This window comes from Vibrio neptunius (assembly GCA_019339365.1).
Taxonomy (GTDB): Bacteria; Pseudomonadota; Gammaproteobacteria; order Enterobacterales; family Vibrionaceae; genus Vibrio; species Vibrio neptunius.
The window spans coordinates 1,712,763-1,735,774 of sequence record CP079859.1; the positions used below are offsets into that span (position 1 = coordinate 1,712,763).

The window sequence follows — 23,012 nt, forward strand, 5'->3', positions numbered from 1 at the left end:
GGTTTGGTTGAAGAAGGCGGTCTTATGCAAGAACTTTGTGATTGTGGGAGTGGAAAAACATGTCAAATACACAGCTAACGACTCAATGGCGCATTCAAAACCAGAGCGAGCCTCACTTAAGAGAAGGACAGAATGCTTATGCCATTATCGAACCACTGCTTTGGCCCGATTGGCAGGAAGCACTCGACGCTTATATCACGCCGCTTGATGCCCACGCTTTGATGGCGGGAACGCGACTATCTTATTTGCCTAACGGCCCTTTATTGATCCCTTTGAACAAGGCTCATGAGGCGCTTCAAGCCTGCGTTGATAAAATGAGCGAATCGCCTTGTGGATGCTTGGTATGGAGCCCGATTGGGATCGCCACAGACGCACTGGTGGCCTCTTTGCGCCAGCGTCTTTTCCTCACCACAGAAAGGGGCCAAACGTTATTCCGTTATTACGAACCCAGAACCTTGTTACCGTTAATGGCGGCGCTGAGTGATGAGGAACGACAGACCGCCTTTCCTCTGCTGTCTCACCTGCAATGGCATCATGGTGCATGGCTGAGCGTATCATTTGACGCCCCCTCAGAGTCAGTACAGCCATTAGTACCTTGGGCACTTTCGCAAGAACAACTCAGCGCGATGGAGCGCATCGCAATGGTAATCAACTCATGAGCACCCAACCTTATTTAATTAAACCCGGCGATACCTTGATCGGTATCGGCATCGAGCACAATGTCGACTTTACGACCTTGTTGACGTTAAACCCACAGTATCAACCCAATCCTGACCTCATTGTCGCAGGCGAAACGCTGCAACTTCCTGTGCCACAAGAGACGAAACCTGCGGAAACAGACTTTCCCGTCGAGCCAGTCACGGCAATGTGCGTCAAGGAAAAGGGCAGTCTTACGGTGCCTCCCTTGTGTGCCGCCAAGGAGATTGAAGACGTAGTCTTTGCCACAGGTGAACCTGCGAATCATTATTACTGTTTAACCGCGGAAGCTATTGAAAAGCTAGATCAAGAAATTGAACAAACTCAAACTCTTTTTGAGTGTTACCAAGAGGTGCTCAGTGGTGCGCCTAAAGGTGATCAAGCTTGGGCTGAGATAGAAAAACACGCCGAGCAACGCCAAGCCTTATGTGAAAAGCTGATTTACGCAGGCGTACTGCCTGCGCCGAAAACCAACAACCGAGCCTCTGTAAGGGCAGAGCAACGTCGCAAAGAAAAACGAGCAAAAGAGAAGGCGCTTGAAAACCAACGCCGCGCCAATGCGAAAGTCACTGAGATAAAAAACCGCATTCACTACATCAAAGCGTATGACCATTGGTATGGAACGCAGGATTCCACCGACAAACTCAAAGCGCATTTGATCAATACGGTGATCCCTAACTTGGAAAGCGAGCTGGCTAAGTGGGAACCTCTCGCTAAGCTAGCGGTGAAACCTCAAACTCCTTACGTGAAGTCGGTTGACCTGGCTCGATCAGGCAAGACCAAAGAAACACGCTTGGATGGCATTGTTAACCGTTCTGGGGTGCGAGAGCTGTACTCGATTAACCGTGGTGTGTATCTGTACATCAGAGAAGCCTTTTTTGAGCGTGAAACACGGATTCGCAACTCGTGGATGACGTTAACCAGCACCACCCGCTCTCACCAAGCGCTGACCAGAGGCGATACCGCCGCCTTAGGTAAAGCCATCGCTGATGACATCACTAAGGATGCGAGCAAAAAGTTGGTAAACCCCGACCTCAAAGCGAACCTATGGAAATGGCAAGCTCCGGGCGGGAAATTGGCGGAGTGGAAAACCACAAGCTCGCTACTGCGTAATAGTGAAGGCAACACCATGTTTGCCGTCAGTGCAGAAGCGCAGCTTTGTCGTTGGGGGATGCAAGCGGCGGTAGACGCTCAACTCAACCCATTTAACAAAGATGAGAATGGCAACGCCAATGCTCAAGTAGACTTAGGGGTCGGTGTCCAAGCGGCATTTTCGGTCTTTGAAGCGGCAGTAGGGGCTGAGCTGTTCTTACCTAGTGATGCGGGCTACACCCCTTGCCTTAGCTATAAGGACGCCAATGGTCAAGACGCCACGCATTCGTTCGGCAGCTTTAGATTTAATGCCAAAGTCAAACTTGGCTGTTTTGTTGGTGTGAACGGTCAAGCACGGCTTAGCGCTGGCAATGGGCGCCCAGAAGTCGGTGATGATGTGGGGATTCTCTTCGACCCCAGTGTCACCATGGGCAACACCAATGGTCAAATAGGGTTTCGAGCAGGTATATTTGGCGGTGGGCAGCTAAGCGGTGAGTTTTCTGGCGGCGTTCAATGGAAAGAGCCGCCAACAGACACCACCACTTATTTTCGCTCGTTGGCGGAAGTCAGCCTGGAAGGCAACGTCTCTGTCGGCGGCGGTTATAACGCCGACTTTATTTTGCACTTAGAACGGGGGCAATTTTTCCTGAAAGTGTCAGCCAAATTGGTTTGGGGCGTCGGCGGGGGGCTGGATTTGCCATTGCCATTGATGGGCAAACGATTTGGCAACTGGCTAAAGTGGTGTGGCAAGGGTTGCAATACATCGACTACCGTCAACTCAGCAATATCGCCCCTAAAGCCTATGAATATTTGGTTGATGCTACGTATTTAGCCTTTACTGCGGTAGACACCATTACCTCACCTGCTAATGCGCTTAAATTCGCCGTTTCTGCTGGCGAAAGCTTCATAGATGAGCTCAAAGATGTAAGGAACGAAACATTAAATCTCGAAAAAGAAGCCATTGTATTAGCCGAGCGGGTGCTGGATGACTCGACTCGCAGTGGGGTGCCCTTTAACCAGCTTCCGCCAGAAGCCGTTGGCCGTATGCTGGATACGCTAACCCGCACCTTTATCTTCAACTGGGAAGAAAAACAGGAACAAGCGATTTGCAAACTGCTGCAAGAGAGCACCTACAGTTGGCATAAGTTTGAAGAGATTTTAGCCAGAATGAACCCAACAGGTAGCAAGGTGAGCGGTGAAAAAGCCCTGTTTAACAGCATCGAACGCATTAACGCCATTCTTGATAATAAGCAGCAAGCAATGTTTAATCGCTGGGTGGCGACATTAACGGAAGTCAACTTGGCTGATAAGGTAGCACAAGCGCCCTTTGCGGTTTATCAACACAGGGAGTTTACCCAAAAACAAACCCAAATTGAGCAGCAATACGCTTCTTTATATGGCAATGTTACCTCCTACCCTTATGTCTAAAACCGTGGCCCTATTGGGCCACGCTCAGTGGAGCGGCGTTGTGCTTTGCACCGCACAGCGAAAACTGTTTGTGACAGAATAATGTTCTAAAACAGGATCTTGTCCATAGCGGCCAAAAGTCTTTACCCCCCCCATCTCGCGATACTTTCTTGTTGCCATGTTTGGGCCCTTGAGGGTTGTGCTCGGGGGAATTGAGATAATAGTCCTTTTCATACCAGTCGTTTACCCATTCACTGATGCCATTACTCATCCCATAAATACCCAGCGGGTTGGCAGGCCAACGGCCAATATATTCCTCTTTACTGATACCACTGTTGACTTCGGAGGGTAGAATATCGACATACTGGTCAGTGAGAGGGTCAAAATAATACCCTCCTGCAAAAGAGAGGTAACCGTCATTGGTGGCATAATAATAGTGCTGGCCTCGACTTCTTGCCGCGTATTCCCACTGCGCTTCGGTCGGTAAATCAAACGCTAAGCCAGAGATGTCGCCTAGCCATTGGCAGTAGTCTTTGGCTTCTTGCCACGATTTAGTATACGTCGCTCTAGTATGCTTTAAATTATATTTCATCGCATTATGGTATCTGTCATCCGTGCGCTGTATTTGCTTTGCTTTCAATGGATTAACACTAACAAACTGGCTCATTGCGGGCGGTAGCTGATGAATTTGACGCATCCACTCCATATCTAAAAAGCTGGTTTCATATTTGGAGATCGAGTAAGAATCCAAGGTGACTTTATGTAAATGTTGCGCACCAGATAAGTTAGTAGCAAAGTTAAAACACTCGGCATCAGGGGACCAATCGAGGCGAGTCTCGGTTTTACTAGGAAAATCACAATCCATTTTAAAATCGCCCATATCAAAGCTGCCACCGTCGACAAACACCATATTCTCAATCGCACGGACCACAGCTTCAGCCGCTTGTTGTTTTTGTTGCGCTGTTGCTTGCGGGTAACGGGTAGTGATGTTGGTGACAATGGTTTTGATTTGCTGCGGAGAAACCGTTTCACTAGAGAGCTGGATACTGGAGCCAGTGTGACAGGCGACCAAGACAGGCAGTGTGCCGATTAACCCTAACCATCGGTTTTTCATTCGATACTCCTTGTGTTTAATGCTGCTATTTTACGCAAAAACATGCTGAGAAAACAGTTGCAAAAACACCATAAGCCCAGTGATAACGCAGGAATTTTGTCACCAAGCTTTACGCTTACCTTTATGGCTAAAACCGTGGCCCTATTGGGCCACGCTCAGTGGAGCGGCGTTGTGCTTTGTACCGCGCAGCGAAAACTGTTTGTGACAGAGTAATGTTCCAAAACAAGATCCTCTGCATATCGGCCAAATGTCATGCCATTACTTGCGCTATCTCGCATTACTTTTTGTGTCCCTGAACTTGGCCCTTGAGGGTTGTGCTCGGGGGAATTGAGATAGTAGTCTTTTGCGTACCAATCATTTACCCACTCCTTAATTCCATTGCTCATCCCATAAATACCCAGTGGGTTGGCAGGCCAACGGCCAATATATTCCTCTTGACTGATGTCACTGTTGACTTCGGAGGGTAGAATATCAACATACTGGTCAGTGAGAGGATCAAAATAATACCCTCCTGCCAGAGAGCGGTAACCGTCATTGGTGGCGTAGTAATAGTGCTGGCCTCGACTTCTTGCCGCGTATTCCCACTGCGCTTCGGTCGGTAAATCAAACGCTAAGCCAGAGATGTCGCCTAGCCATTGGCAGTAGTCTTTGGCTTCTTGCCACGATTTAGTATACGTCGCTCTAGTATGCTTTAAATTATATTTCATCGCATTATGGTATCTGTCATCCGTACGTTTCATTGGTCTAGCTTGCATCGGGATCATACTGACATAGTAGGTCATGGCGGGCGGTAGCTGATTAATTTGCCGCATCCATTCCATATCTAAAAAGCTGGTTTCATATTTGGAGATCGAGTAAGAATCCAAGGTGATTTTATGTAAGTATTGAGCGCCGAACATACTGCTCGCAAAATGACTAAGACATTCGGCATCAGGGGACCAATCGAGGCGATTCTCGGTTTTACTAGGAAAATCACAATCCATTTTAAAATCGCCCATATCAAAGCTGCCACCGTCGACAAACACCATATTTTCAATCGCACGGACCACAGCTTCAGCCGCTTGTTGTTTTTGTTGTGCTGTTGCTTGCGGGTAACGGGTAGTGATATTGGTGACAATGGTTTTGATTTGCTGCGGAGAAACCGTTTCACTAGAGAGCTGGATACTGGAGCCAGTGTGACAGGCGACCAAGACAGGCAGTGTGCCGATTAACCCTAACCATCGGTTTTTCATTCGATACTCCTTGTGTTTAATGCGCCTATTTTACCCATAAGCAGGCTGCCTTTCAGGGGGCGACTATCAGTACCCTGTTAGAGATAGGCTGCAATCCCGTCGCTTACCCCTAATTTCTCACCCAACAGCCCAATTACCGAGTCTTCCAAGTCAATAAAATAGCCCGATATATAACGCGGGTAGGACGACCTAATTTTGAGGATTAGCGAATTTTTCACATCGGGTGTGCCGCTAATTGCTTGACATATATTGCTTTATCAAGTCGATATCTTTAGGTGGTGCGTTTTGATTTTTATCATATTCATTTTCTAAGTGAGAAATCAATGAGCAATAAAGACTTAACTGACATCGTTTCACAGCCAGATATCACGCAGTACAAAAACAATCTGGTCTTAAGGCTTTTGAATTCGAAAAGGCCTTTTGTGCATTACCCACCCAGTGCCAGAGGGGATATGAATGCCTACAAATACGTTGCCTTTAAAGAGGAAATGGCGCGACCGATTACGGTATTTGAATATTTTGATTCTCCTCGAGAAGGGTCTGAGCAGGAAGAATTCAATCGAAATATCCCGGCAATCAATCAGCACATCAGAGATCTTGGTTTACTCAAAGAGGGGCGGGACTATGTTTGGTTGACCACCAAGGATGTCAACGAAGTAAAAAGCACGCGGATAAAGTCCATCATTACCAAGAGTATGACAACAACACTTATGACCGCGATATCCGCCGACAAGCGTTGCTATTCTATCAAGACAAAATCGCCAATGATCCGAGTGTCGGACAATATCTCGCCTCGAAACACATTGGGCCGGTTAGGAATAGAGAAAAGTGCCTGGTGCTATTTAACATTAATCGGCGAGCCAAAAGTGAGGTTTGGGATCCGAGAAATGAAAGGCACAGCACTTACATGCAAGCCTTTAAAGACATTGTCGAAATCATCAATGCAATGAATGCAAAAAAGCAGTTACCTATGCATGATATTGGTTTCGTGGGCAGCAAATTAACGCCAGATGAGGTCACTGAGTGGCGGGACTATTGCGAAGCTGTGGGAACCAATTTGATTGATCTGACCGATGTGATGGATGCGCCTCATGGTTTGAATCGTACTCAGCAAAGGTGCGTACATGTTGCGTTAGCGGATAACTACAAAAGTACCCTCTATTTTGGTCATCAATCTGGCGTTAATGAAGACGCGAACATCCTGCCCAGAACCAACGTGCTCAGCTTAAGTGAGTATCTCCACCTTGGGCAAATTGGCATTAGTCGGGTTGAAGCACGGTCTCAGTTGGATCCTGAGTATCAAAACGAATTGGGCATGGGTGGGGCATACAGCGCTTTTGGCAATTTTTACAGTTTGCGTAACTGTGAATTTCTGACTTCTGACGGCGTGCTAGCGGCAATCCAGCTCAAATTGGCTATGCACAAAGACAATCATATTTCTCTTGAAGCGGTATGGGATGACGTTTTAGGGCGCTATGCTTGGGAGTCAGAGGTGCCTCATGTCCCTAAGAAGACGTTGGATAAGTCAGAGCCTTACGTTGTGTTTTGCAACAAGTATTATTATATCGATGACATAGAGATATCCGATGATCAGGCGGTAAAAAGGTTACTCAATCGAATCTTTGTCAGTGCTGGAGTAGATGAGACCAAGTTCTGGGACAAGGTGGAAGATAAGGAAGCCAAAAGGGCCTATATTGAGGCGGCAGAACTATTGGTACGCCGAAAGCTGAAACACCAGCCTCAATTCACTGAACAAACGCGGGCATGGTTGACTGACATCCTTGAGCAATTGTTTGAGAGACATGATAGTGGGTCGCCACTTTCCATCCATAAAAATAGGCTTGAAGCGCAAAACGCAGGACGCGTCATGTATACCTTGGGAGCCAATCAAGTAAAACACCGCGCCATTAAAGATACGTCGTGGAGTGACTTTTGGAATTTAGTCGATACGCAATCCGAGCAAGACTAAAAACCACTGAAAGTGCATCTATCTAATAGGTTAGGTTTGGGCATAGTCAAAGGGGCGACACAACACGTCACCCCTTTAGCTTGTTGTGTTTTGGTTATTTAAACGTCGCCCAAATCGGGGCGTGGTCCGACGGCTTTTCGATACCGCGCAGTTCGTAGTCGATGTCTGATTCGATACATTTCTCAGCAAGCTTTGGTGTCGCCAGTACTACGTCAATACGTAGCCCACGGTTGTCATCAAAACCGCGTGAGCGATAGTCAAACCAAGAGAAACGATCCTCAACCTGTGGGTGAAGCTGGCGGAAGGTATCGACAAATCCCCAGTCGATCAATGTTTTCAACCATTGGCGCTCTTCTGGTTGGAAAGAGCATTTGCCTGTTTTTAACCAGCGTTTGCGGTTGGGTTCGCCGATACCGATATCAGCATCTATTGGGCTGATGTTGATGTCGCCCATCACGATAAGCTGCTCGTCATTGTTATGATGATCATTTAGGTAAGTCATCAAGTCTTGGTAGAACTGGCGCTTGTATGGGTACTTGGTCTCGTGGCTGATGTTGTCGCCCTGAGGAAAGTAGCCGTTAAGCACGGTGACTTTCTCGCCGTTGTCGTCTTCAAACGTCGCCATGATCATACGTTTTTGATGATCTTCGTTGTCGGTTGGAAAGCCTTTCTGAACAGAAAGCGGTGCTTTCTTACATAGCATGGCGACACCGTAGTGGGCTTTTTGACCATGGAAGTAGACTTTGTAGCCCATCGCTTCAACGTCTTCGACCGGGAAGGCTTCATCGTGCACTTTGATTTCTTGAAGGCCGATCACATCAGGTTGGTGTTTGTCGATGACCGCTTGCAGTTGATGCAAGCGTGCGCGCAGACCATTGATGTTAAAGCTGATCACTTTCATTTTTATTCCTTGTTATTGAAATAATTCAACCAATTGAAATTTCCCCAGATATTACCACTTTCTTGAGTCACTACCTAAAGTTAACACTTGGTGTATTGGCATTAACATATTTGTAAACTTTCGATTGATAAATGATTGCAATATGTTGTAATTGGTCTCGAAATGTAGAATTTGGCCTTCGTTTTTGATGCGATATGAATGAGTTTGCTCATAAGGATGTACTATGCGAACCCTTTCCGTTCAATGGAAAATAACCCTTCTCGCAGGTTGTTGCCTGCTTATCACTTCTTTATCCCTGATCGGATTTTCTGTCTACAACGCAGTGACTAACCAACAACAGATTAAGGCACAAAGTGCTGAGTCTGTGATCAATAAGTCTGAGCAACTGCTTGAAACACGAGCTCAGCTCAATGCCACTGAGGTCGCTGAGTATCTCAATGAGGCTTTGTATCGAGCAGAAATGTTGGCCTCTAATGCGCTGTTTCTGAAAACCAATACGGAAGAAAATTTTGGTGACAGTGAGGAGTTACGTACCGCTTTAGATGAGATGGTACGCAGGTCGGTACTGAGTTTTGATTCGATTCATGGCGCTTATCTGGTGTTTAGACCAAACATGTTGGATGGCGAAGACAGCAACTATGTTGATGCGGAATATGTTGGCTCAAACGAAAGAGGGCAGTTTGCCCCTTATTGGGTTACTGCTCAAAATGGCGAGAACGTGGTGTCTAACGTATTGAGCCAAGCTGACCTAGACGCGACTCAAAATAGCGAGCGTTTTTTCTGTCCACTCTCGAGCGGTGGCTCCTGTGTGAGTACACCCCGTTTGATCAATCAGGATGGTGGGCAAGTGCTCGCAACGTCGATATCGGTTCCGATCATGATCGATGATACTGTGATTGGTTTTTTTGGTATTGATCTACGCTTGGATGCGATGGCTAATATTGTCGCCGAGTCGGACAATCAGCTCTTTAATGGCAACGGCCATGTCAATATTATCAGTTTAGATGGCTCGTTGATCGCCAGTGACGAGCCTTCTGCTGCCATTGGGCAGTCGTTCAGTAGCAGTACCTTGTCGGGTGATCAGCTGACGGATCTTCTTTTCGGCCAAGAGGTTCAAACCCAGTGGAGCAGTAATGGGCAGTGGTTGAGCGTATTTGCGCCTATTATGGTGGCCAATCAGACTTGGGGTGTCCTGTTTGATATGCCAAGAAGCAGTGTGTTGGCCGATGCTGAAATGCTTGATCAGACGATCAGCCATCAAGTGGAGTCTAGCGTAAAAACAGAATTGTTTGCCGGTGTGGTATTGGTCATTCTAGGGCTAGCGACGATTGCTTTGCTGGCATCTCGTTTGGTTAAGCCGATCCGTGAAGTGGTGGCAAGATTGGATGACATTGCTTCTGGTGAGGGGGATTTAACGCAGCGTTTGGAGGTTAAATCTCAAGATGAGATTGGTCATCTTGCGATCGGGTTTAACCAGTTTTTAGATAAGCTGCAATCCATTATTAGTGATGTTGTCGAAACGACGTTGCAAATTGGTACCACGACTGAGCAATCCCACGTTGCCGCGCAGCAAACCCGTTCAAGCAGTGATGCTCAGTTCAAAGAGGTGGATTTGGTTGCCACGGCCTCTGAAGAGATGACACAAACGGCAGGCCTGGTTGTTCAAAATGCAGAAATTGCCGTAAGTGAAGCGGAAAAAGCTAATCTAGCGGCTGACTCAGGTAAGAAGGTGATTGAGCAATCTCAAACCGAGATGGTTCGTTTGGTTGAGAGAATGACGGCGGCGGTCCCTGTGGTGGAAGAGTTGGCGAAAAACAACGCCAATATCACTGAGATCCTGACGGTCATTGAAGGCATTTCAGAACAAACGAATCTACTGGCGTTAAACGCAGCCATTGAAGCGGCGCGAGCGGGTGAACAAGGGCGTGGCTTTGCTGTCGTCGCCGATGAGGTTCGCAGTCTAGCCAGTCGTACACAGTCTTCGGTTGGTGAGATTCGTCAGGTGATTGAGAGTGTTCAGCAAGGCACGCAAGATGTGGTGGATGCTATTCAGGATGGTAATAACCTTGCCAACGATTCTGCGCAGCAAGTGGAAAGAGCGGTCTCACAACTGAACCAGATCTTTGAGGCGATTGCCTCTATTAATGATATGAACTCACAAATAGTGAAAGCCGCGGAAGAACAGCAGTCTGTCTCAGGAGAAGTCAATCAGAGTGTCAGTAACATCCGTGATCTGAGCGCCCAGATCTTATCTCAAGCAGAAGAGTCTGAAACGGTCAGCACACAAATCGGTACACTTTCACAAAGGCAGCAGCAACTGGTCAGTCAATTTAAAGTGTAACGTAAAGGGCCTCTTAATGAGGCCCTTTTGCTGACTAATCTAGGTACCAGTAGCCGAGATTGACCAGTGTCGTGAGAAGCTGCAGTTGTGGGTCAGATAACTGGCCGTCGATGTGCTGCAACTCGATTGACTCTTGATTGCATAATAGATCGGCAAGATGCGGTGACTCAACGGAGTAGGCCTCGCCGTTTATGTACACGTGAGCAGGTTGATTTTGATGGTACAGAGCACGTAGGCCCGAGACTTTACGTAAACTGCCTAGCGATTCGAGGTGGTGATAGATGTCCTGTGTGTTGAGCGGTGCTTCAGGTTCAACTATATCGAGCTGGTGGCGAGATTGGCTGAGCATGCTACCCATGAATTCACGGATGTCGGACTCTGATTGCAGAGCCGATCTTAGCATCGACGTTAGTTTGTCTAAGTCTGTGCTGAGGATCTCACCGTACTGATGCTGAGGGGTCATCTCTGGGTTGTGCAGATGCACATCGCCTTTGTCGTTGGCGAGTATATAGTCAGCGAAGTTGCTCAGCAGCTCTTGTTCTTTTGGTGAACGAAAGCCCATCGAGTAGCTCATGCTTGGTTCTAGCGTATCCCCTTCATGAGGGAACCCTGGCGGGATATAGAGAATGTCGCCGGGTTCTAGGACTTGATCTATGATCGCATCAAACCCTTCAATCTGACGTAAAGCACCAGCCTGAATCGATTCTTTATATTGACCTTTATCGAGAGCGCCAACCCGCCAGCGACGTTGCCCGCTGCCTTGAATGATGAATACATCATATTGGTCGATGTGGGGGCCGACGCCGCCTTGAGGTGCAGAAAAGCACACCATGAGATCATCAAATAGCCAATTCGGTAGTTGTTTAAAAGGCTCTATGAGTTGTGCGGCGCCAAGGTGCCAATGGTTGCAGGCTTGAACGACCAATTGCCAATGGGATTCTGGCAGGTTTTCAAACAGAGAATCGTCAAAAGGGCCCTGTTGCGCTGACCACTGACCGTCGGCGTTAGCAATGTAGCGTGAATCGACCTCTTCTTCCATCGCAAGCCCAGCTAACTCGTCTGGAGAAATTGGGTCAACAAAATCACTAAACCCAGATTTAATGACCGTGGGTTTTTTGTGCCAGTACTGAGCCAGAAACTCAGCCATGTCGAAACGCAATGAATAGCTCACGAGTTAGACTCCACTTTTTGCTTCAAATCAGACTCGACGATTTTTATTGCTGCGAGAGCAACGTGAGGATCGATCTCGTTACTTTCGATCAGGTAAATCAGATCAACGGCGAGTTTAATTTCATCTGGAGCACTCTCCAGACCGGTTGAGTTCGATGACATATTACTGATTCCGTTCTTTATAGGTGATCTGTTTTTCGATTTTGATTTTAGCCTGCTGGCATCTCTGTAAACGCCGACGAGCCGATTGCAACGTCTGGGCTGCGAAGGACTTGTCTTTGGGGGGCGCATTTGTGCTGCGATTCTTTCTCTTGAACCAGTGCTTTCAGACGCTGTTCCCACTCTTGGTGTTGAGCAAGGCTTTGATACAGAGCGTTGAGGCTTTGTTGGCTGAACGATTTTCTGATCGGTTCGTTTGCTCTCAGAGATTGAGTCGCAAGCTCTCGTTTAATAGCACTGACTTGGCAAAGCAGGCGATCAGTGAGAAATTCGGCCTGTTGTGGCGTTAATGTTCCGGTTGACTGTTCGTAAAGGATCTTGTCGAGCGTCTCATGTGCTTCATGCACACAGGGGGTCAATAGCTTGGACTGGCAGCGAAATAGCTTTTTATCAAATCGATCGTCATGGTGTTCACCTCTACTGGCGTCGAGTTGAGCGGCGTCTTGCTCTAACTGTTCTAAAAGTGGCGATAGCTGGCTAAATGGATTCATAAGTTAACAAACCAAGCTTCATAGGCAAGTTTAACGGCCAATATACTGACTACTGTAACAAAGACAGGGCGAATAAACTTGGCGCCAAATCGAATGGCGGAATGGGCGCCAACAAAGGCACCAGCCATTAGGCATATCCCCATGGTGAGCCCAAGCACCCAATCAATGTGACCTAAGATGGCGAAGGTGACCAGCGACGTAAAATTACTGGTAAAGTTCATCGCCTTCGATAAGCCAGAGGCTAACAAGATATTGAGTCGATATAAAGCCATCGAACTGACGGTCCAAAACGCGCCTGTCCCCGGTCCTGCCACCCCATCATAAAAACCTATGCTGAAGCCTTGGATGTATTGCTTCTTATTGAACTTAGGACAAGGTTGTGGCATTTCGTTGCTGTTTGAGTGTGGTGTTTTATGCCAGATGGTATACATCGCCGCCAGTAGTATGATGATGGGCAGAATTTTTTCCAGCCACTCGGTACTAATAAGGTCAACCACCAAGGTACCGAGTGTTGCCCCAATTAATGTTGCAATAAAGGCCCTTCCCCAACAGTGAGGTTTGAATAGGCGTTTTTTGTAATAGGTCACCGCGGCTGTTGAAGAAGCAAAAGTGGCGGCGAGCTTGTTGGTCCCCAAGGCAATATGAGGGGGTAAGCCCAATGAAAGCAGAGCGGGCACGGTGAGCATACCACCTCCACCGGCAACGGCGTCGATAAAGCCTGCAACAAAGGCAACCAAGGCTAACACCAACAACATTGTCGGTTCAAAAAATTCCATACAGTGTCTTAATTCTAGTTATTCGATGATACGTTTAAATGGCGGCAGAGAGTCGAGTAGTGCCTTGCCATATCGCTTTGTGACAATACGGCGGTCAAGGATGATGACTGTACCAGAATCGCGCTCTTTACGCAGCAGTCGTCCGACGGATTGAATCATTTTTTTGCTCGCTTCAGGTACTGTGATTTGCATAAATGGGTTTCCACCTTTGCTCTCAATATACTCTGCGTGAGCTTGTTCCACTGGTGAAGTGGGGACGGCAAAAGGTATCTTGGTAATGATAAGGTTTTCCAGCAACTCCCCAGGAAGGTCAAGCCCTTCGGAAAAGCTACCCGTGCCGAATAGAATGCTGGTTTTCTGACATTGAACCAAGGTTTTATGTTTTTTTAGGATTTCGGAGCGAGACTCCTTACCTTGTACCTGTAGTGCCCAACCTTTTTTTATAAAATATGACGACAAGGCATCCGTGACCTGATTCATCTGCCAGTAAGATGAAAACAAGACTAAGTTAGCTTTGTTCTCAACGATGAGTTCTGGTAAACGATCGACCAAGTGTTCCGTGAACTGAGGAGCTTGAGGTTCGTAACTCATTTTAGGCACACGAAGCTCAGCTTGATTCTGGTAGTCAAACGGGGAAGCCAGTGCGAGGAATTTCACACCGTCTTCTGGCTTTTCACTGATCCCGGCTTGTCGACAGAAGAAACTAAAGGAGTTGAGTGCTCTCATGGTGGCTGACACTAAGACAGCACCAATGCATCGACTCCATAGTTGTTGATCCAATTGCCAACCCACTTCTAATGGGGAGACATTGACAACAAAGTCGCCTTCACGTTCTGGAGCAACCTCTAGCCATCTTGCAAGGGGAGCACCTTTTTCTCGCGCAGGTTCTGCCATCAGGTTCCAGACCTGAGCCAGGTTATCCATTCTTTGTATGTAAAAGCCCAGTTCTGCCAGAGCTGGTTCCGCTAGTCGATTAGCCAGTTCGCCTTCTTTGACTCGCTCTGCGATCAGGTCGGCAATTTTGGCGACGGCTTGTGCGCTTTTTTGTGTGATGATTTTAAGTTGTTTGGACTCTTCCTCGAGCCAAGTCGGCAAATCGCCATTTTCGAATCGATAACAGCCATCTTCGAACTGATCCGCATCAAAGCGGCTGGCAAGTTGAGTCAGTGAGGGAATCAACTGCTGAACGGCATCTTGCAGATCGTTGCGAAAGCGGCCGACGCGCTTTTCATCGGCAAGGTTGGCAAACTTGGTCACAGACTGATTTAAACGCTCAAGCCAACTGGCGGCACCTTTTAAACTCGCGGCTGCCGAGGAGTGATCTCGCGCCACATGGGGTAGGTGATGGGCTTCATCAAACACGTAAATGGTATTTTCGGGCTCGGGAAGAATAACGCCGCCACCGAGGTCGGCGTCAGCCATCACTAAGCTATGGTTGGCAATAATGACATCGGTTTTGTCTAACTCTGAACGTGCTTTTTGGAACGGACAATCGCGATGAGCAGGCATACTGTTGTTGCAGCTATGTTTGTCACTGACGATTGACTGCCAAATGTCATCTGGGATGGGTTTTGGCCAAGAGTCTCGATCACCATCCCACTTATTTTGTACCAGCCTGTTGTACATCAGCTCAAGTTGCTCAATATCTTTGCGCTTTGGTTTGCTGTCGAACATCGCCATCTGGCCGCCATCCGCGCCACAAGCCGAGGCGAGCTTCTCCGCGCAACAATAACGTTGCCTTCCTTTGGCCAGTATGAAAGAAAACTCTCGCTCAACCAATCTTCTATATAGAGGGAGGTCTTTGTTGATCAATTGTTCTTGTAACGCCACCGTGGCGGTTGAAATGACCACCTTGCGATTGTTGAGCAAGGCTACCGGGATCGCTGCCATAAGATAAGAGAGTGACTTTCCTATGCCTGTTCCAGCTTCTGCGACAATCATGCGTGTAGATTTGTGATATTCACCACATAAAGTTTTAGTAATTTCTGCGACTAAGTAGTTTTGAGCTCGCCGAGGTACGAAGTTATCCAACTGAGATTGCAAGTTTTGATAACTGGTACGAATGATTTGCTGGATTTTACTGATTGTCATACGGGCGCCTTCAGTTGGGGAAAGCGATGTTATCACATTTTCTTAAGCGGTAAGTAGTTCACGAAATAAGAGCCTTTCAGTTAAAATCTAGATCTCGTTCACAAAAAAAAACTGAACCTTCATAAACTTAGCTCATATTTTTTGATCTAAAAATATATCTCTTCATAAGTGTTTTTTGCGCAGATAAAAATTCTGCCTGTTAACTCAACATTAACTATTTGTAGTTTATTATATCGCTAAAGTCGTTTTTTCTTTTTAATGATAATTTAGTTAGTTTGATTATTACTTGCTCTAAAATCTTCTCGCACCCCTGTTAAGTTGTTGTAATTTAAGGGTTTTATGTTTTTTTATTTGTTTTATTTATATCATTTGACAGTGAAGAGATTCTTTTTGCAATCTAGACCCCGAAATTTAGTGGCGACAACATCTGACCAGTAAGAGTTCAGAGTTGTCATCAAAAAACATAAAGGGAACCGGATAAGGATTTCCCTATTTCTATAGAAAAGGCAGTGGATTATTATGAAAAAGACTCTAGTAGCTCTTTCAGTTCTAGCGGCAGCAGCAAACGTAAATGCAGCTGAAATTTACTCTACAGATGCTTCTAAAGTATCTCTAAAGGGTGAAGTAGATGCATACGTTGCAACTACAGATATCGAAAAGCAAGGCACTTCTGGTGTAGAACGCACTGAAACAGACCCATTTGTTACAGTTTGGGGTAAAGTTCAACTAGACGCTGAGCACAAAGTTAGCGATACACTAACTAGCTTCGCTTCTTTCGAAATCGAATCTAGCACTGGTTTCGATTCATCGAAGACAGATAACAGCGCTAAGTTTGACGACATGTACATCGGTGTTAAAACTGACACTTGGGGTGTGGCAATTGGTGAAGTTGGCGACCTAGCTGAATCTCTAGACGCAATCGAGAAAGGCGATATCACTAACGAAGGTCAATTCTTCGGTTCTGCTGGCGGTCACCGTGCTGAGTCAAGCGGCAACGGCATCGTATTCAAAGCTGAACTTGCTGAAGGTCTAGTATTCGTAGCTGACGCTAACACTGAGTCTAGCAAAAACGTAGACAACACTTACGGTGCGTCTCTAGACTGGACTATCAACGACATGTTCTCTGTAGGTGCTTCTGCTATCAACGGTGAGCAAGCTCAAGACACTGATTACCAAGTAGTGGGTATGTCTGCTTCTGCAACGGTTGGCGGTTTCTACTTTGCTGCAACGTTTGCACAGTTTGAAGGTGTAAACTCGTTCGGTCTATTTGGTGACAAGACTACTTCAACTTTCACAGACGCGAATGGTGCTAAGTCTACTGTTGATAACGACTACGCATACATGGACGGTAATGCTTACGGCGTTGCTGCACAGTACACTATCAACAAGACTCGTCTATACGCAACTTACGATGTAATGGACCTAGACGAGTTCACTGTAAGCGGCGCGAATGCTGAAGGTGACACTACTAACCTAGTTCTTGGTGTTGACTACGCTCTTCAAGACAACGTAACTATCTTTGGTGAATTCCAAACTGCGGAAACTTCTAACGACTTTGACGGTGCTAACGGTGCTAAAGGTCTAGACGCAGATACGTTTGTACTTGGTGCTTACTACACATTCTAATTGCTCGTCATTTAGAATAGGTTAAAGCCAACGCGTAAGCGTTGGCTTTTTTGTTATTTTAAAAGGAAATACCACGTGAAAAAAATAAAACCTCTATTTCTGGCTGTACTGGCGACTGCTATTTCTCTCCCTTCCATGGCGCTTGATTTGGATTTAGGCAGTGGTATTTCAGCAGAAGTATTGAATGGCAAAACAATCAAAGACGAAAACTATGAATTGGTCAAAGGTGACAACCAGTTTGTGTTTGAATTTAGTGGCAAACTGAAAGACGGCCACAAGCGAGAATATTATTCTTCACGCCCATATATTGTGACTTTGGACCTTTCCACAGCCGAGAAACTAGAAGTGGAATTGCTTTCCACAAAGTTGAATAAAATCGAACGGTGGGTTGATAAAAAACAACCGATCTTTCAATTTAAAATTGATGGAAAAGTCATTGATGACCATCAAGAGCTACTGCCTCCTGCTGAAGGCACCTTCCCATACTCAAATATTCCGGCTTTAGTGGATACGTATAATAAAGAGCGTGGACTGGTGTTCGATTCTGGAAAAGTCGTTGAGCTAAAAGAAGAGTTAGCCAAATTAGAGCAAAGCCAACCTCTTGCTTCGGGCGAAAGAAAAACTACCACGATTGCAGGTGTTACTGAGTCAGAAAATACCTTACAGCTAAAACTCTGGTATTTGCGCGCAAGCGATGAAGATCGCAAGAACTTTAAGCGCTGGATGATCGAGCAAGACTAATTTGAATTAAAAAGGCTTCCAATTGGAAGCCTTTTTAATACTCAGTATTTAATCAAAGCAGTCAGGCTCTAGTAACGCACTCTCAATAGCATTCACGAGTGTTTCGATATGTCTAGGCTGGCTGATCAATGGTGGCATCATATAGATAAGCTTGCCAAATGGGCGGATCCACACCCCTTGATCAACAAATTGTTGTTGGATTTTTTCCATATTAACAGGTCGTGTTGCCTCAACGACGCCAATGGCCCCTAGCCATCTTACATCAGCGACTAAGTCATAGTGTTTTAACCTCGGCAACAACTCACTAAAGGCCGATTCGATTTGCTGTGTTTGATGCTGCCAATGACCCGTTTCAAGTATTTCTAAGTTTGCTGCCGCCACAGCGCAGGCGAGTGGGTTGCCCATAAAAGTGGGTCCGTGCATAAAGCAGCCCGCTTCACCGCCACAGACAGTGTCGGCGACGTGTTTTGAGGCGAGAGTGGCTGACAATGTCATGTACCCTCCTGTCAGCGCTTTGCCAACACACAGAATATCGGGCTCGATTTGCGAATGTTCACAGGCGAACATTGTACCTGTTCGCCCAAACCCTGTAGCAATCTCATCAAGTATTAATAGCACACCATACTTATCGCATAACTGGCGTACGCCTTTTAGAAAGTTGGGGTGGTAAATGCGCATCCCACCGGCGCCTTGAACAATGGGCTCAAGGATCACGGCGGCGATTTCGTTGTGATGAGCTTCCAGTTTAGCGGTGAAATCATCCAGATCGGATTCATCCCACTCCTGATGAAAGCCAGTTCGCGGCGAGTCAGCAAAGATATGCTCGGGAAGGAAGCCCTTATAAATCGAATGCATTGAGTTATCTGGGTCTGTCACGGACATTGCGGCGAAGGTATCACCATGATAACCGTCTCTGAGGGTCAAAAACTTAGGACGTGTTTTTCCTTTTGCATGCCAATACTGAAGGGCCATTTTGAGGCTCACTTCGACGGCCACGGACCCTGAATCGGCCAAAAATACATGTTCAAGATTACTGGGAGTCAGTGATAGGAGTTTTTTGCACAGGTTAATCGCAGGCTCGTGAGTGATGCCGCCAAACATCACGTGTGACATTTTTCCTATTTGTTGGTGAGCCGCTTCGTTGAGAGCAGGATGATTGTAGCCGTGAATAGCTGACCACCAAGAAGACATGCCATCAACGAGTGCTCTACCATCTTCGAGTTGTAAATAGACCCCTTTGGCGGAGGTCACGGGGTAGCAGGTCAGAGGTGTTAGTGTCGAAGTATAGGGGTGCCATATATGGCGACGGTCAAACTCGAGATCCATCGATGTTTGTTTAACATTGAGTTGATTCATTATTAATCACATGTAAACATTTGAATTTTAATTGTGTTGACAGTTTACCTCGCGTCGGTAGACTAGCCAAGTCTAGAAACTAACAATAATAGTAAGGAATACAAGTGGAAGTACGTCATAACTGGACCGTGTCTGAAGTACGCGAGCTAATGGCAAAGCCGTTTATGGATCTTCTTTTTGAAGCGCAGCTAGTCCATCGCCAGCATCAACAACACAACTACGTACAGGTCAGTACGTTACTTTCCATTAAAACAGGTGCATGTCCTGAAGATTGTAAGTACTGTCCGCAGAGTGCCCGCTATCAAACCGATATCGAAAAAGAGCGCTTGATGGAAGTGGAGCGAGTGTTAGATGCTGCACAAAAAGCCAAAAATGCGGGTTCGACCCGTTTTTGTATGGGGGCGGCTTGGAAAAACCCTAAAGCTCGTGACATGCCGCATTTGACCGAAATGATTAAGGGGGTCAAAGGTATGGGTCTTGAGACCTGTATGACTCTCGGTATGCTCACGCCTGAGCAAGCGACGGAATTAGCAGATGCGGGTTTGGATTATTACAACCATAATCTTGATACCTCTCCTGAGTTTTACGGCAGTATTATCACGACACGTACCTACCAAGATCGTTTAGATACCTTGTCTCACGTGCGTGACGCCGGTATGAAAATCTGCTCTGGTGGGATCATAGGTATGGGAGAAAGTGCCAACGATCGTGCTGGACTGTTGGTGGAGTTAGCCAACTTACCTACTCATCCTGAAAGCGTCCCTATCAACATGTTGGTCAAGGTTAAAGGAACGCCACTTGAAGAGGTTGAAGATGTTGAGCCATTTGATTTTATTCGTCTCATCGCTGTTGCACGTATTTTGATGCCAAAATCAGCAGTGCGCTTGTCAGCGGGGCGCGAAAATATGAATGAGCAGATGCAGGCTCTGTGCTTTATGGCTGGAGCCAACTCGGTGTTTTATGGATGCAAACTGTTGACAACGCCCAACCCTTCGGAAGACAAAGATATGCAGTTATTTACCAAGCTGGGTATCAACAGCCAAGAAGTCTCTCAGCGGCCAGATGAGATTGAAGAAAATGATCTGCTTGATCGTGTCGTTGAGCGTATCGCTGCTCGTCCAGCGAAGGATGATCTTTTCTACGATGCCAGTGTTTAACGACCGTATTCGCCAATCCCTGAGTCTCCGGAAGCAGCAGGGATTGGAACGCCGCCTGCGTATTGTTGAATCAGGTAATAGTGCTGAGTTACTGTTTGAAGGCAAACCCTATGTGAACTTTTCCAACAATGACTACTTGGGCTTAGCTGCCGAGAAAAGCCTCGTGGCAGCGTGGCAGCGTGGTTTGGATTTGTATGGAAGTGGAAGCGGTGCTTCTCCACTTGTGACAGGATACTCAACAGCCCATCTAGAATTAGAAGCTTCTCTCTGTGACTGGTTAGGTTATGAACGTGCAATATTGTTCAGTTCGGGGTTCTCAGCGAATCAGGCATTGCTCTTTAGTCTGCTAGACAAAGATGACCTTCTGATTCAAGACAAGCTGAATCATGCCTCGCTGATGGAAGCCGGTATGCTCTCTTGTGCGACAATGAAACGTTTTCGTCACAACGATTCTGCGCATCTGCAAGAGCTTATGCAGCGAAGTGCTTTAGTCGTTACCGAAGGCGTGTTTAGTATGGATGGTGATCTGGCGCCTCTAAAGGACATACACAAAGTAACACAAGGCGTGTCATGGTTAGTGGTTGATGACGCCCATGGTATCGGTGTGTTGGGCGATCAAGGCAGAGGCAGCTGTGAAAAGGCGGGAATCCGCTCAGATCTGCTTGTTGTGACTTTTGGTAAGGCGTTAGGAGTTTCAGGGGCCGCGATTATGTGCAGCAAAGAAATCGGGGACTATTTAACCCAGTTTGCTCGTCACCATGTTTATTCGACGGCAATGCCTCCGTCCCAAGCGTTTGCATTAATACACGCGATCGATATGACACGAAAGCAAGATTGGCGACGAGAGAAGCTTCAAGAACTGCAACAAGAGTACCAGCGGTGTTTTTCTTCGTTTAAAGGTTACGTAGAGACACCCACACCAATAAAACCCCTGCTAATCGGTGACAGTCAGTCTGCGCTCAACGTTGCCGAATCAGTAAGGCAATCGGGCTGTTGGCTGACTGCGATCAGGCCACCAACGGTCGCCAAAAACTCAGCAAGGCTAAGAGTAACGCTCTCTGTAAATCACTCTGTGCAACACGTACGAAAATTGGCGAACATCCTAGAGAGTGCGATAGAAAAGGAATGTTAATGGAACAAGCGACCTTGATGCATGATAGTTGGCAGCAAGACAAATCCGCCATCGCTGAAGCGTTTGGTAAAGCGGCAAGCACCTACGATAATCATGCTGCTTTTCAAAGAGAAGTTGGAGAACGTTTATTAGCAAAACTCCCCCAAGATCTGGGGGGTAAAACCGTGCTCGATCTGGGTTGTGGCACTGGGTATTTTTCAGAGAAACTCCGCGATCGGGGAGCTATGGTCATTTGTTGTGATTTGTCACCGTCAATGTTGGATAAAGCGCAACAACGGTGTGGCTTTGAGAGAATGACATACCGCCAAGGTGATGCTGAGTTCTTACCATTCGATGACTGCTCAATCGATTATGTGTTTTCTAGCTTGGCATTGCAGTGGTGTGATGATTTGTCACGCCCTTTACGCGAAATGCGCAGGGTATTAAAGCCTCACGGCAAAGCGTACTTTTCCACCCTATTAGACGGTTCGCTGAAAGAGTTAAAGAGTGCTTGGGGTGAAGTGGATGCCTATCAACACGTCAACGATTTTATCAGCAGCAATCAGGTAAAAATTGCGTTAGCGCAATCTGGCAATCACCGCAATCATCTAGACTTGCCTACCATGATAGTTTGGTACGATACTGCGTTCGCCTTAATGCGTGACTTAAAGGGCATTGGCGCTAACCATGTTAATGGTCGTTCTGATGGTTTAACCCACCGTAGTGCGCTACTTAAAGTCGAACGAGCGTATCGACAGTTCAAAAACCATCAAGGTCTTCTGCCTGCCACTTATCAGGTTTGTTTAGGGGTTATACATCTATGATTGATGCATTTTTTATTGCTGGTACGGATACCGATGTTGGTAAAACAGTCGCTTCAAAGGCAATTCTTAACGCTTTAGCGCAAAAGGACTTAAAAACGATTGGCTATAAGCCTGTTGCGGCCGGTTGCGAAAAAACGCAACAAGGCTATCGCAACTCGGATGCTTTGTATTTGCAAAAAGCATCGACCGTTGACGTCGCTTATGATGAGGTCAATCCATACGCTTTGGCGTTGCCCGCTTCACCGCATATTGCTGCTCAGCATGACGGCATTGACATTCAATATTCAGTGTTGAGTGAAAAATTAGCAGGTCATAAACAGAAAGCGGATGTGGTTTTGGTTGAAGGAGCAGGAGGATGGCGCGTACCAGTGTCAGAATCTGATTGTCTTTCAAGCTGGGTGCAGCAAGAAAGTTTGCCTGTCATACTAGTGGTAGGCATCAAGTTAGGATGTCTTAGCCATGCGATGCTAACAGTGGATGCGATTAAAGCAGACGGTTTATCCTTGGTAGGCTGGGTTGCGAATCGAATTAACCCTGGTACTGAACACTATGCTGACATTATACAAATGTTGGAACAGAAGATTGGCGCTCCCAAATTGGGGGAAATCCCTTACGTGCCAGGTGTCAAACAAAAAGACTTAGCCAGATATATTGATGTTTCTACTCTTGTTGGCGAAGAGTAGTGTTTATCTGACCAA

General features: G+C 46.6%; 19 protein-coding genes and 2 pseudogenes. 12 read left to right on the forward strand and 9 right to left on the reverse strand.

Annotation, left to right across the window (positions count from 1 at the left end):
• The first annotated feature begins 59 nt into the window (after positions 1-59).
• The 3 genes from KW548_08155 to KW548_08165 are packed head-to-tail and all read left to right on the forward strand — an operon-like array spanning position 60 to position 3,216.
• Positions 60-659, forward strand: a complete 600-nt coding sequence (locus KW548_08155; protein QXX07889.1) for a DUF4123 domain-containing protein — start codon at positions 60-62, stop codon at positions 657-659.
• Positions 656-2,620: a LysM peptidoglycan-binding domain-containing protein gene (locus KW548_08160; GenBank protein QXX07890.1), complete on the forward strand. Its 1,965-nt coding sequence runs from the start codon at positions 656-658 to the stop codon at positions 2,618-2,620. Before KW548_08155 ends, KW548_08160 begins: the two co-directional genes overlap by 4 nt.
• Positions 2,542-3,216, forward strand: a complete 675-nt coding sequence (locus tag KW548_08165; protein QXX07891.1) for a hypothetical protein — start codon at positions 2,542-2,544, stop codon at positions 3,214-3,216. The genes KW548_08160 and KW548_08165 overlap by 79 nt, the downstream gene beginning before the upstream one ends.
• 24 nt (positions 3,217-3,240) lie before the next feature.
• Here KW548_08165 and KW548_08170 read toward each other — a convergent pair.
• Together KW548_08170 and KW548_08175 are read right to left on the reverse strand one after the other, a co-directional pair.
• Positions 3,241-4,309: pseudogene (locus tag KW548_08170) on the reverse strand (formylglycine-generating enzyme family protein).
• A 155-nt stretch (positions 4,310-4,464) separates the two neighbouring features.
• Positions 4,465-5,541 (reverse strand): formylglycine-generating enzyme family protein, encoded by a 1,077-nt coding sequence (locus KW548_08175; GenBank protein ID QXX07892.1) that lies wholly within the window; start codon positions 5,539-5,541, stop codon positions 4,465-4,467.
• Between the two features lie 323 nt (positions 5,542-5,864).
• Here KW548_08175 and KW548_08180 point away from each other — a divergent pair, with 323 nt between their 5' ends.
• A complete protein-coding gene (locus KW548_08180) occupies positions 5,865-6,491 on the forward strand; it encodes a hypothetical protein (protein QXX07893.1) in 627 nt (208 codons plus the stop codon).
• Positions 6,449-7,510, forward strand: coding sequence for a hypothetical protein (locus KW548_08185; GenBank protein QXX07894.1), 1,062 nt, complete (start codon positions 6,449-6,451; stop codon positions 7,508-7,510). Before KW548_08180 ends, KW548_08185 begins: the two co-directional genes overlap by 43 nt.
• 94 nt (positions 7,511-7,604) lie before the next feature.
• Here the strand turns inward: KW548_08185 and xthA are convergent, their stop codons facing one another.
• On the reverse strand, positions 7,605-8,411 hold the full coding sequence (xthA, locus tag KW548_08190) for an exodeoxyribonuclease III (GenBank protein ID QXX07895.1): 807 nt from the start codon (positions 8,409-8,411) through the stop codon (positions 7,605-7,607).
• A 223-nt stretch (positions 8,412-8,634) separates the two neighbouring features.
• On the opposite strand from xthA, the gene KW548_08195 reads away from it, so the two are divergent.
• A complete protein-coding gene (locus KW548_08195; GenBank protein QXX07896.1) occupies positions 8,635-10,752 on the forward strand; it encodes a methyl-accepting chemotaxis protein in 2,118 nt (705 codons plus the stop codon).
• Positions 10,753-10,786: 34 nt separating this feature from the next.
• Here the strand turns inward: KW548_08195 and KW548_08200 are convergent, their stop codons facing one another.
• From KW548_08200 to dinG, 5 genes and pseudogenes are all read right to left on the reverse strand, one after another.
• On the reverse strand, positions 10,787-11,899 hold the full coding sequence (locus KW548_08200; protein QXX08013.1) for a cupin domain-containing protein: 1,113 nt from the start codon (positions 11,897-11,899) through the stop codon (positions 10,787-10,789).
• Between the two features lie 20 nt (positions 11,900-11,919).
• A complete protein-coding gene (gene rsmS, locus KW548_08205) occupies positions 11,920-12,084 on the reverse strand; it encodes a pleiotropic regulatory protein RsmS (protein ID QXX07897.1) in 165 nt (54 codons plus the stop codon).
• A 1-nt stretch (position 12,085) separates the two neighbouring features.
• A pseudogene (locus KW548_08210) lies at positions 12,086-12,632 on the reverse strand (primosomal replication protein).
• A complete protein-coding gene (locus tag KW548_08215) occupies positions 12,629-13,408 on the reverse strand; it encodes a TSUP family transporter (protein QXX07898.1) in 780 nt (259 codons plus the stop codon). The pseudogene KW548_08210 and the gene KW548_08215 overlap by 4 nt, the downstream one beginning before the upstream one ends.
• An 18-nt stretch (positions 13,409-13,426) precedes the next feature.
• Positions 13,427-15,499 carry an ATP-dependent DNA helicase DinG gene (dinG, locus tag KW548_08220; GenBank protein QXX07899.1) on the reverse strand — a complete coding sequence of 691 codons (2,073 nt, stop codon included), beginning with the start codon at positions 15,497-15,499 and terminating at the stop codon, positions 13,427-13,429.
• 519 nt (positions 15,500-16,018) lie between these two features.
• Between dinG and KW548_08225 the strand changes: the two genes are divergently transcribed.
• Both KW548_08225 and KW548_08230 read left to right on the forward strand, forming a co-directional pair.
• The gene (locus tag KW548_08225) at positions 16,019-17,125 is read left to right on the forward strand and encodes a porin (protein QXX07900.1); all 1,107 of its coding nucleotides are present in this window, start codon (positions 16,019-16,021) and stop codon (positions 17,123-17,125) included.
• A 75-nt stretch (positions 17,126-17,200) separates the two neighbouring features.
• Positions 17,201-17,866, forward strand: a complete 666-nt coding sequence (locus KW548_08230; GenBank protein ID QXX07901.1) for a DUF2057 domain-containing protein — start codon at positions 17,201-17,203, stop codon at positions 17,864-17,866.
• A 48-nt stretch (positions 17,867-17,914) separates the two neighbouring features.
• On the opposite strand, the gene bioA is transcribed toward KW548_08230, so the two are convergent.
• Entirely contained in the window at positions 17,915-19,192 is a 1,278-nt protein-coding gene (gene bioA, locus KW548_08235) for an adenosylmethionine--8-amino-7-oxononanoate transaminase (GenBank protein ID QXX08014.1), read from the reverse strand.
• A 134-nt stretch (positions 19,193-19,326) separates the two neighbouring features.
• On the opposite strand from bioA, the gene bioB reads away from it, so the two are divergent.
• Genes bioB through bioD form a run of 4 tightly spaced genes read left to right on the forward strand, consistent with a single transcriptional unit; the run spans position 19,327 to position 22,997 of the window.
• Positions 19,327-20,379 carry a biotin synthase BioB gene (bioB, locus tag KW548_08240; GenBank protein ID QXX07902.1) on the forward strand — a complete coding sequence of 351 codons (1,053 nt, stop codon included), beginning with the start codon at positions 19,327-19,329 and terminating at the stop codon, positions 20,377-20,379.
• A complete protein-coding gene (gene bioF / locus KW548_08245) occupies positions 20,366-21,511 on the forward strand; it encodes an 8-amino-7-oxononanoate synthase (protein QXX07903.1) in 1,146 nt (381 codons plus the stop codon). Before bioB ends, bioF begins: the two co-directional genes overlap by 14 nt.
• Positions 21,511-22,314 (forward strand): malonyl-ACP O-methyltransferase BioC, encoded by an 804-nt coding sequence (gene bioC / locus KW548_08250; protein ID QXX07904.1) that lies wholly within the window; start codon positions 21,511-21,513, stop codon positions 22,312-22,314. Before bioF ends, bioC begins: the two co-directional genes overlap by 1 nt.
• The gene (gene bioD / locus KW548_08255; GenBank protein ID QXX07905.1) at positions 22,311-22,997 is read left to right on the forward strand and encodes a dethiobiotin synthase; all 687 of its coding nucleotides are present in this window, start codon (positions 22,311-22,313) and stop codon (positions 22,995-22,997) included. Before bioC ends, bioD begins: the two co-directional genes overlap by 4 nt.
• Positions 22,998-23,012 lie beyond the last annotated feature (15 nt).

Coding starts and splice junctions, on each gene's coding strand:
- KW548_08160 (QXX07890.1), top strand. CDS start 656: ATGAGCACCCAACCTTATTTAATTAAACCCGGCGATACCTTGATCGGT.
- KW548_08225 (QXX07900.1), top strand. CDS start 16,019: ATGAAAAAGACTCTAGTAGCTCTTTCAGTTCTAGCGGCAGCAGCAAAC.
- dinG (QXX07899.1), bottom strand. CDS start 15,499: ATGACAATCAGTAAAATCCAGCAAATCATTCGTACCAGTTATCAAAAC.
- KW548_08200 (QXX08013.1), bottom strand. CDS start 11,899: ATGGCTGAGTTTCTGGCTCAGTACTGGCACAAAAAACCCACGGTCATT.
- KW548_08215 (QXX07898.1), bottom strand. CDS start 13,408: ATGGAATTTTTTGAACCGACAATGTTGTTGGTGTTAGCCTTGGTTGCC.
- rsmS (QXX07897.1), bottom strand. CDS start 12,084: ATGTCATCGAACTCAACCGGTCTGGAGAGTGCTCCAGATGAAATTAAA.
- KW548_08185 (QXX07894.1), top strand. CDS start 6,449: ATGCAAGCCTTTAAAGACATTGTCGAAATCATCAATGCAATGAATGCA.
- KW548_08155 (QXX07889.1), top strand. CDS start 60: ATGTCAAATACACAGCTAACGACTCAATGGCGCATTCAAAACCAGAGC.
- KW548_08180 (QXX07893.1), top strand. CDS start 5,865: ATGAGCAATAAAGACTTAACTGACATCGTTTCACAGCCAGATATCACG.
- KW548_08175 (QXX07892.1), bottom strand. CDS start 5,541: ATGAAAAACCGATGGTTAGGGTTAATCGGCACACTGCCTGTCTTGGTC.
- bioC (QXX07904.1), top strand. CDS start 21,511: ATGGAACAAGCGACCTTGATGCATGATAGTTGGCAGCAAGACAAATCC.
- xthA (QXX07895.1), bottom strand. CDS start 8,411: ATGAAAGTGATCAGCTTTAACATCAATGGTCTGCGCGCACGCTTGCAT.
- bioA (QXX08014.1), bottom strand. CDS start 19,192: ATGGATCTCGAGTTTGACCGTCGCCATATATGGCACCCCTATACTTCG.
- KW548_08195 (QXX07896.1), top strand. CDS start 8,635: ATGCGAACCCTTTCCGTTCAATGGAAAATAACCCTTCTCGCAGGTTGT.
- bioF (QXX07903.1), top strand. CDS start 20,366: ATGCCAGTGTTTAACGACCGTATTCGCCAATCCCTGAGTCTCCGGAAG.
- bioD (QXX07905.1), top strand. CDS start 22,311: ATGATTGATGCATTTTTTATTGCTGGTACGGATACCGATGTTGGTAAA.